The sequence below is a fragment of the uncultured Streptococcus sp. genome (assembly GCF_963516515.1).
GTDB lineage: Bacteria > Bacillota > Bacilli > Lactobacillales > Streptococcaceae > Streptococcus.
Genome location: NZ_CAUQCJ010000053.1, coordinates 1 through 9,432, shown reverse-complemented (window position 1 = coordinate 9,432; position 9,432 = coordinate 1). Strand labels below are relative to the sequence as shown.

The window sequence follows — 9,432 nt, the reverse complement described above, 5'->3', positions numbered from 1 at the left end:
TTTTGATCTCACTCATAGTGAACCTCTTTTACTGTTTAGATTGGATATCTGTAAAAATGTCATTGTACTTTTTAAGAATAGTGGATTTATTTTTAATGACATAATCTGAATCTTCGGTGGCAATCTTGATTTCTGTCATAGCCTTCATATTTTTATTGGTTTTAGCATTTTTACGAATGGGTCTGATTGTAGTTTCAGTTCCTAGCTTATCTTGGATTTCTTGAGAAAGGATGAAATCGATAAATTTCTTAGCGTTTTCCATGTGTTTGGCATTTTTGACGATAGCCGCGTTACCAGGTAAAAAGACGGTTCCTTCTTTTGGATAAATAACTTTTACATCAACTCCGTCGTTTAAGAGTTTTAAGGCAGGATCTTCATAGGTGAGTCCTACAGCCATTTCTCCATCGGCGACAGCTTTGTAAACATTTGAAGAGCTAGATGCAATTTTTCCATCTACTAGGGTAAATAGATTTTTCACATAGGTCCAAGCTTGTTCATTTTCGTATCCACCTTGGTCTACAAGCATGTTTGTTAGTTGTGCAAAGGCACTAGAAGCATTACTTGGATCAGCAGTAGCAATTTTTCCTTTTAATTTAGGATTGAGTAGATCATTGTAGCCTTCAATTTTAATATCTTTTGTAAGAGCTGAATTGGCAATGATAACACTGACATCCAGTGTATAAGGGGTGTAGAATCCTGTTTTATTTTGATATTCAGGGATTATCTGGTCGTTCTCTTGAGAAATATAAGGTTCAAAAAGTTTTTCGTTAGAAGAGAAGAGGGCGTAGGAGCCTCCGAAAATGACATCGGCTACTGGGGATTCTTTTTCGGCCTCAGCTTTTTTGAACAATTCACCCGTACTGGCTTGTACTAAATCAACCTTAATACCATATTTTTCTTCGAAGGCAGGGATTGTCTCTTCGATAAGGTCTTCAGGGTTAGGCGAGTAGATAACCAAAGCATTATCCGAATCTGTCTCAGTGTTAGTTTCCGAATCTGTTGTTGAAGAACATCCAGATAACGTAAGAAATATCCATCCACAAGAGAGAAAGAATAGTAGTTTTTTCATAAGAATCTCCTTTTTTACGAACATTTTCACTCTGCGATTTGATTAACATTTATAATTTGCAGAGTTCTATAGGATATAATAAAAACCTTAAAGAAATCTAAAACGGGAAATAGGAGTCAAAGACGCTAGGGGAAAAAGATGGCAGAGACAAATAATTGATATAAGTTAATTTCAAGTGTTAGCTAATTTTTTATACTGCTAAATAAGTTGGATTTGCTATTGATTTTTCTTGTTATCCAAGTCCAAAAGAACATTTCTCATCTTTCAAATTCCCTCAAAAATGGTATAATAGTAACATCACAAAATTGGAGAGAGACCATGAGTTTTTACAATCATAAAGAAATTGAGCCTAAGTGGCAGGGCTACTGGGCAGAACATCATACATTTAAGACAGGAACAGATGCATCAAAACCGAAGTTTTATGCTCTCGATATGTTCCCTTATCCGTCTGGAGCGGGTCTGCACGTAGGACACCCAGAAGGCTATACTGCAACCGATATCCTCAGCCGTTACAAACGTGCGCAAGGCTACAATGTCCTTCACCCAATGGGTTGGGATGCTTTTGGTTTGCCTGCAGAGCAATATGCTATGGATACGGGGAATGACCCAGCAGAATTTACAGCTGAGAACATTGCTAACTTCAAACGCCAAATCAATGCACTTGGATTTTCTTATGACTGGGATCGTGAAGTCAATACAACAGATCCAAATTACTATAAGTGGACTCAATGGATTTTCACTAAGCTTTACGAAAAAGGCTTGGCCTATGAAGCGGAAGTGCCAGTAAACTGGGTTGAGGAATTGGGAACAGCCATCGCCAACGAAGAGGTTCTTCCTGACGGAACTTCTGAGCGTGGAGGCTATCCAGTTGTCCGCAAACCAATGCGCCAATGGATGCTCAAAATCACGGCCTACGCAGAGCGCTTGCTCAATGACTTAGATGAACTTGATTGGCCAGAGTCTATCAAGGACATGCAACGCAACTGGATTGGGAAATCAACTGGTGCTAATGTAACTTTTAAAGTTAAGGGAACAGACAAGGAATTCACAGTCTTTACCACTCGTCCTGATACCCTTTTCGGTGCGACTTTCACTGTTTTGGCCCCTGAACATGATTTGGTAGATGCTATCGTCAGTCCAGAACAAGCAGAGGCAGTAGCAAACTATAAACACCAAGCTAGCCTTAAGTCTGACTTGGCTCGTACAGACCTTGCCAAAGAAAAAACTGGTGTTTGGACTGGTGCTTATGCCATCAATCCTGTCAATGGTAAGGAAATCCCAATCTGGATTGCGGATTACGTTCTTGCTAGCTATGGTACAGGTGCGGTAATGGCTGTTCCTGCCCACGACCAACGTGACTGGGAATTTGCCAAACAATTTGACCTTCCAATCGTAGAAGTACTTGAAGGTGGAAACGTTGAAGAAGCTGCCTACACAGAAGATGGCCTTCACGTTAATTCAGACTTCCTAGATGGATTCAATAAAGAAGATGCAATTGCTAAGATTGTGACTTGGTTGGAAGAAAAAGGCTGTGGTCAGGAGAAGGTTACCTACCGTCTCCGCGACTGGCTCTTTAGCCGTCAACGTTACTGGGGTGAGCCAATTCCAATCATTCATTGGGAAGATGGAACTTCAACAGCTGTTCCTGAAAGTGAATTGCCACTTGTCTTGCCTGTAACCAAGGATATCCGCCCTTCAGGTACTGGTGAAAGTCCACTAGCTAACTTGACAGACTGGCTTGAAGTGACTCGTGAAGATGGTGTTAAAGGTCGTCGTGAAACCAACACTATGCCACAGTGGGCTGGTTCAAGCTGGTACTACCTCCGCTATATTGACCCACACAATACTGAGAAATTGGCTGATGAGGATCTTCTCAAACAATGGTTGCCAGTAGATATCTACGTGGGTGGTGCAGAGCATGCTGTACTTCACTTGCTCTACGCTCGTTTCTGGCATAAATTCCTCTATGACCTCGGTGTTGTTCCAACTAAGGAACCATTCCAAAAACTCTTTAACCAAGGGATGATTTTGGGAACAAGCTACCGTGACCACCGTGGAGCTCTTGTGGCAACCGACAAGGTTGAAAAACGTGACGGTTCTTTCTTCCATGTGGAAACAGGAGAAGAATTGGAACAAGCGCCAGCCAAGATGTCTAAGTCCCTCAAGAACGTTGTTAACCCAGACGATGTGGTAGAACAATACGGTGCCGATACCCTTCGTGTTTATGAAATGTTTATGGGACCACTTGATGCTTCGATTGCTTGGTCAGAAGAAGGTCTGGAAGGAAGCCGTAAATTCCTTGACCGTGTTTACCGTTTGATTACAAGTAAAGAAATCCTTGCGGAAAACAATGGCGCTCTTGACAAGGTTTACAACGAAACAGTCAAAGCTGTCACAGAGCAAATCGAATCATTGAAATTCAACACAGCCATTGCCCAACTTATGGTCTTTGTTAATGCGGCTAACAAGGAAGACGAACTCTATGTGGACTATGCCAAAGGATTTATCCAATTGATTGCACCATTTGCACCTCACTTGGCAGAAGAGCTCTGGCAAACTCTTGCAGCAACAGGAGAATCTATCTCTTATGTAGCTTGGCCAACTTGGGATGAAAGCAAATTAGTTGAAGACGAAATCGAAATCGTTGTCCAAATCAAAGGAAAAGTTCGTGCTAAACTCATGGTAGCCAAAGACCTATCACGCGAAGAATTGCAAGAAATTGCTCTAGCGGATGAAAAAGTCAAAGCAGAAATTGATGGTAAGGAAATCGTGAAAGTGATTAGTGTACCTAACAAACTCGTTAATATCGTCGTTAAATAACGAGTTTATTAGCTCTATCTGCCACCTTCAATAGTCCACTGGACTATTGAAGCCAACTAAATTGGTTAATATTGTTGTGAAATAAGATAGGAATCCTTCAGAGTAGAATCTGGAGGATTTTTTATTTGACAGGAAGTTTCTATTTTGTTAACATGGTTAACAAAAGAAAGAGAGATTATGGATAAAAAAGAATTTATTGCATTTAATAATCGTTTCAATAGATTTATTTTAGCGTTTGACCAGTTAAAAAAAAATCAACATAAAAGTGGTGTTGACAAATCCATTACGTTGAATGAGGTACATTTGATTGTTGTGATTGGGAAAAATCAGCCCTTAAATCTAGTAAAATTATCTGAATTATTAGAAGTTTCAAGAAGTGCAATAACTCAAAGTGTTAGGAGATTGATTCAAAAAAATTTAGTTGTTTTTGATTTTGATCCGAATAATGGGAAAAATAAATATTTGAGATTATCTGAAAAAGGCATCGAAATTTTTAAAATCCATAAGGAGCAACAAGAATATATTGAAAAATCAATCTTTTCAGTTTTAAACAACTATAGCGAGGTGGAACTTAAAACAGTTGTGAAATTGATGGATGATATTGAAAAGGTGTGGGGAGAATTACCGTGGTAAAAGTCGCGGTAAATTTTAAATATAATTGTTAAGTGAATTAACAAAAAGGGGAAGATATGACTGTAAACATAGAACTGATTTCACAAACAGATTTAGCGGATGAATCTTTTTATATTGCTATTAATGGTTTAGAACCAAGGGCAATGTATTGTGTAGAAATGTACCTGTCTGATTATTACTGTATAAATGCTCCCTTGCTTTTAGATCATGATGTTATATGGAAATCAACTGCCATTTTTTTATCTGATCAGGACGGTATGATTGATACCTCTCAGACAGCATCTATTTCGGGATCTTATAAAGGAGTTTCAGAAATGGGCTTATTCTTTAATGCGAAGCCGTTAAAGAATAGGAAAAGGAGATTACCTAGTTCTCTTGATAGAATTCCATTACGAGATTGTTTTGGTGTTGAAATTAAAATCAGGCTGGGGAAAGATATGGTCGCGGAGCAAAGTTTTGTAAGGCGTTATATGAATCTGGGAGTAAGATATCAAGATATTTATGATAAGCATTTTCAAGGTCGATTATTTTATGATGAAAAGTTAAGAAGGGCGCCAGCCGTGATTATTGTTAGCGGTAGTGAGGGAAGAATTGAAAAAGCTCAGAATATTGCCCAACTTTTATCTTCAAGAGGCTATATTTGTCTTGCGATAGCTTATTTTGGTTTAGAGGGATTACCTCAAAATTTAGAACGAATTCCAATAGAATGTCTGGAGGAGGCGAAAGATTTTCTATATCATCATCCTCAAGTTGATAATACAAAAATAGGAATATATGGTCGCTCTAAAGGAGCAGAGCTAGTTCTGGCTGGACAAAGTATTTTGGAAGATGTGCAATGTTTGGTACTCAATTCCCCCTCAAATGTAATATTTGAGGGAATAAAGGGAAAACTCAACTCTCATTCATCTTCTTGGACATATTTGCAAAAAGAACTTCCGTATCAAAAATTTCAGTTAGGAAATTATTTGTTAAACAAGTTTTTTGGAAAACATATTCCTGAAGATAGTAGGGCTCAGATTGATGTGAGTAAAATTGACTCTCCTTTATTATTACTAGGAAGCGATGTTGATGAAATATGGAATGCGTCATCTGCGATAGATGGTATTATTTCACATTATAAAGGGGAATCTATTTTGTTTAAAAAATACCATGAAACAGGGCATATGTTGACGGTTGCTTATCAACCGAATCATCGTTATCGAAAAGATTGGCGCTTATTAATGAAAGAAAGTGTAGACTCTTGGTTTGCTACGATAAATTTTTTTGATACACATCTGAAAAATTTGTAGATAGTGCTGAACCGTACTATAATAGCCCGAACTAAGATAAAAACACAGTTCTGATTGGTAGTCAACTATACAAAAGCAAACACTAAAACAAGAGAAATTTGAACTCAAACAGTAAAAAATAGAGAGAAGTACAAGAGTTACTAGTGACTTTCTCTTTCATAAAATAGAACAGCTCTTCTCGGATAAAAAGAGCTGTTTTTTGCTTGTATTGAAAATTCTTTTCATCTATTATTTCCTAATAAATCAACTTGGTGTCAAAAATTTGGCTATAAGGGATTGTGTGTCATGATTTCTAGTTAATTTTTTATTGTTTGATTTGGCGAGAATAATACTACCGATTCTTTAATTTTTCGGCCAGATGCGGTAAAACATCTCTTTTATAGCGCATATTTAAAAATATAATGTGTTCTTGTAAGTGTTTTTAAGCTTCATTTAGCAATTCGGTAGGAGAAAAATGGCTGTAGCCTTCTCTACTTTAACTTAACCCTAATCATCTCACCACTTAACCTCTCATTTTAACCACTTATCTCAAAAGTCGATTTTTCTGTCATTCTTTTTGCTAAACTAGTGAGATAAAAGGAGGGAAGAAATATGATTTTACAAGCTAAACATTTGACCAAATGGTACGGCAATCATATGGCTGTTGATGATATTCAGTTAGAGTTTGAAAAAGGGAGTTTTAATGCTATTTTGGGTCCCAATGGTGCAGGGAAATCAACCACCATTTCCATGTTAATCGGTTTGAAAAAGCCGACACAAGGTCAGATTCGATATGCGCCAAATACGAAAATCGGAGTTGTTTTTCAAGCTAGTGTACTGGATGAGATGTTGACGGTTAGGGAAAATCTTACGATTCGTGCTCAACAGTATAAGGAGATTGTAGCAAGTCGTGTGGATGATTTGATCCATCAACTGGGTTTGACTGCTTTCCAGAAGCAACTATATGGGACTTTGTCAGGTGGGCAAAAACGTAGGGTTGATATTGCGCGTGCTCTTCTTTCACAGCCAGATATTCTTTTCTTAGATGAACCAACGACAGGTCTAGATATTCAGACTCGAAAAGTTATTTGGGATTTACTGTCTCGACTACAAAAGGATGAAGGGATGACTATTATCTTAACGACTCATTATCTGGATGAAGCGGATGAAGCGGATCAGATTTATATCGTTGATCATGGGAAAGTGATTGCGCAAGGTTCTGCGACGGCTATTAAAAGTCAGTATGCATCTAATATCCTAAAAATTCGTTTTAAAGAAATGAAGGATTTAGAAAAGTTGCTACAGACTGGAATGACAGTAAAGGAAGAAAATGAGTTGGAATATCTTTTTTATCCAAGGACGTCACAGGAAGCCATTGAATATTTGGCAAAAGTTCGAGAAGAAATTGATTCTTTTGAGTTTCGTCCGGGTACTATGGATGATGCCTTTATTGCACTTACAGGAAGAGAGGTTCGTTAATGCTAGCTTTATTGAAACGGAATTTTATCTTATATTTTCGTAATCGTTCGGGAGTATTTTTCTCGTTATTGGGGGCATTGATTTCCTTCCTCCTTTATATCATTTTTTTGCAGAAGAATTTGACGGACGCTTGGTCTCAACTCCCTGATAATACAAACCTTTTAAATAACTGGCTGATGGGTGGGACCTTGGCTGTGACTGGGATTACAACCAGTTTTACGGCTCTTACACAAATGGTACAGGATCGTGAAAATCAAGTGGATCAAGATCTCTTCTTGACAGATTTAGGTATCTGGGGTTTACAGGTGTCCTATCTAATCAGTAGTATTGCCATCTCTTTTGTCATGCAGGTGTTTATGTTTGTTGTGATGGGGCTTTATTTTAAAGAAAGTCCAGTTATTAGTCATTTACCGGAAATTGCTTTGATTATGTTGTTAAGTAGCCTGCTTTCAAGTTTGATAAATATTCTCTTGATTTATCGTTTTCAATCTGTAGATAGTCTTGGCAAACTGGCAACTATAGTGGGAACTGCTTCTGGATTTTTAGTAGGAACTTATGTCCCTATTGGAGTTTTACCTGATTTTGCACAGATTATCATGAAGGGTACCCCTGCAACTTATATTGCTTCTCTTTATCGACAAATTTTAATGAAGGAACCATTAGAGACCACATTTACAGGAAATAGCATCTTGTTAAAGGAATTTCAAGAAAAAATGGGAATCCAAATCAACTGGCAAGAACTATTGACAAAGGAAGAGACATACTTTATAGTGGTTATTATCAGTCTCATCGCTATTCTTCTTTGGCTTTTATTTGTTAAAGTGTTTAGCAAGAGAAAATAAAGGTATATTGGAGAGAAAATGAAGATTCGTTTTGAAATGAAGGCAGAGTTTTCAGAAAAGGACCCACATATTGTAATTCAGGCAGCTCAATTAACTGACCAAGCAAGGGAAGTCATGGAGTATTTAGAACAATTTTCAACAATTAATCAGGTGGCCATTCCTATTCGAACAGATGATCATCTGGTCATGGTGAAGATTGAGGATCTTATTCTAGCTGATATTGACAAGAATTTATTAACCATTTATACGGTAGATGGGATTTATAAAACTAAGGAAACATTGATAAACTTTCAGAATCGGATTAATCGGCGTAACTTTATACAGATATCACGCCATTCAATTATAAACATTGACCACTTAGAATCGTTATCAGATAGTTTTTCAGGGAACATGATGGCTAAAATGACTCGGGGCATCAAATCTAGTGTGAGTCGGAAATACGTTAAGTCCTTAATGAATTATCTAGGTTTATAGGAGAAAATCATGAAACGATTAATTGATTATTTTGTATCGGGAATGCGCACGGCTTCCTTCTTTTATTTGAGTATGATGTTATTAGCTCAGTGCTATCCAAGCATTACCTATCCTGTCCCAATGGTAAAAAATATTCTAGCTCTTTTTTTAATGGGTGGAATTATGGGGGTATTGACTTTAATCCTTGAAAAGCTAGAGTTTCTTTCTTTTAGTATACGTGTAGGAATTCATTTATTAGTGACAGCTACTGTCTTAGTATTGACCTCTCTATTTTTTGGCTGGGGTTCAGCCTTGTGGAGTCCCTTGCTTTGGTTCTGTTTCTTGTTAATTTATGGATTGATATGGTTGTATCAAATCTGGCAAACTCACAAACTCACCCAACGAATTAATCAAGCCTTAGAGGATAAAAGACAGAAAACGGGTCACTAATATAGTGTTGAGTATGAAGTTTGAGGACAGTGCTAGTTTCCAAAGAGAACAATTTGTGATATAGTATTTTCAGCGTAAAACAAGGAGAAGAAAAATGCCAGTAAACGAATATGGTCAGATGATTGGTGAGTCAATGGAAGGTTATACACCCGGTGCACTGCCTTCTATTGATTTCTTAGAAGGGCGTTATGCTCGAATAGAGGCTCTTTCGGTGGAAAAGCATGCGGAGGATTTGCTAGCTGTTTATGGCCCTGATACGCCTCGGGAGATGTGGACCTACCTCTTTCAGGAACCAGTGGAAGACAGAGAGGAACTGGTTACTCTTTTAAATCAGATGTTGGCTCGTAAGGACCGTTTTTACTATGCAATCATAGACAAGGCAACTGGTAAGGCTTTGGGAACTTTTTCTCTCATGCGC

At 37.8% G+C, this 9,432-nt stretch carries 8 protein-coding genes and 1 pseudogene; 8 read left to right on the top strand and 1 reads right to left on the bottom strand.

All coding sequences use genetic code 11. The features are described 5' to 3' along the window. Positions 1-28: 28 nt before the first annotated feature. On the bottom strand, positions 29-1,069 hold the full coding sequence (locus tag RYL77_RS08485) for an ABC transporter substrate-binding protein (protein WP_042901711.1): 1,041 nt from the start codon (positions 1,067-1,069) through the stop codon (positions 29-31). Positions 1,070-1,387: 318 nt separating this feature from the next. On the opposite strand from RYL77_RS08485, the gene leuS reads away from it, so the two are divergent. The 8 genes and pseudogenes from leuS to RYL77_RS08445 all read left to right on the top strand — a co-directional run. Next, a complete protein-coding gene (leuS, locus tag RYL77_RS08480) occupies positions 1,388-3,889 on the top strand; it encodes a leucine--tRNA ligase (RefSeq protein ID WP_315010959.1) in 2,502 nt (833 codons plus the stop codon). Positions 3,890-4,066: 177 nt separating this feature from the next. Next, positions 4,067-4,522, top strand: a complete 456-nt coding sequence (locus RYL77_RS08475) for a MarR family winged helix-turn-helix transcriptional regulator (RefSeq protein WP_125415555.1) — start codon at positions 4,067-4,069, stop codon at positions 4,520-4,522. Between the two features lie 56 nt (positions 4,523-4,578). Then, on the top strand, positions 4,579-5,811 hold the full coding sequence (locus RYL77_RS08470) for an acyl-CoA thioesterase/BAAT N-terminal domain-containing protein (protein WP_315010958.1): 1,233 nt from the start codon (positions 4,579-4,581) through the stop codon (positions 5,809-5,811). 591 nt (positions 5,812-6,402) lie between these two features. Continuing rightward, a complete protein-coding gene (locus tag RYL77_RS08465) occupies positions 6,403-7,269 on the top strand; it encodes an ABC transporter ATP-binding protein (RefSeq protein ID WP_315010957.1) in 867 nt (288 codons plus the stop codon). Continuing rightward, positions 7,269-8,111 carry an ABC transporter permease gene (locus RYL77_RS08460; protein ID WP_315010956.1) on the top strand — a complete coding sequence of 281 codons (843 nt, stop codon included), beginning with the start codon at positions 7,269-7,271 and terminating at the stop codon, positions 8,109-8,111. The genes RYL77_RS08465 and RYL77_RS08460 overlap by 1 nt, the downstream gene beginning before the upstream one ends. Positions 8,112-8,129: 18 nt before the next feature. Continuing rightward, the gene (locus tag RYL77_RS08455) at positions 8,130-8,585 is read left to right on the top strand and encodes a LytTR family DNA-binding domain-containing protein (RefSeq protein ID WP_315010955.1); all 456 of its coding nucleotides are present in this window, start codon (positions 8,130-8,132) and stop codon (positions 8,583-8,585) included. A gap of 9 nt (positions 8,586-8,594) precedes the next feature. Next, on the top strand, positions 8,595-9,014 hold the full coding sequence (locus tag RYL77_RS08450; protein WP_315010954.1) for a DUF3021 domain-containing protein: 420 nt from the start codon (positions 8,595-8,597) through the stop codon (positions 9,012-9,014). 94 nt (positions 9,015-9,108) lie between these two features. Beyond that, positions 9,109-9,432 (top strand): annotated as a pseudogene (locus tag RYL77_RS08445) (GNAT family N-acetyltransferase); the annotation flags it as partial.

Bases quoted from the DNA above. Each gene is read 5' to 3' on its own strand.
- RYL77_RS08485 (WP_042901711.1), bottom strand. From the start codon at position 1,069: ATGAAAAAACTACTATTCTTTCTCTCTTGTGGATGGATATTTCTTACG.
- leuS (WP_315010959.1), top strand. From the start codon at position 1,388: ATGAGTTTTTACAATCATAAAGAAATTGAGCCTAAGTGGCAGGGCTAC.
- RYL77_RS08475 (WP_125415555.1), top strand. From the start codon at position 4,067: ATGGATAAAAAAGAATTTATTGCATTTAATAATCGTTTCAATAGATTT.
- RYL77_RS08470 (WP_315010958.1), top strand. From the start codon at position 4,579: ATGACTGTAAACATAGAACTGATTTCACAAACAGATTTAGCGGATGAA.
- RYL77_RS08465 (WP_315010957.1), top strand. From the start codon at position 6,403: ATGATTTTACAAGCTAAACATTTGACCAAATGGTACGGCAATCATATG.
- RYL77_RS08460 (WP_315010956.1), top strand. From the start codon at position 7,269: ATGCTAGCTTTATTGAAACGGAATTTTATCTTATATTTTCGTAATCGT.
- RYL77_RS08455 (WP_315010955.1), top strand. From the start codon at position 8,130: ATGAAGATTCGTTTTGAAATGAAGGCAGAGTTTTCAGAAAAGGACCCA.
- RYL77_RS08450 (WP_315010954.1), top strand. From the start codon at position 8,595: ATGAAACGATTAATTGATTATTTTGTATCGGGAATGCGCACGGCTTCC.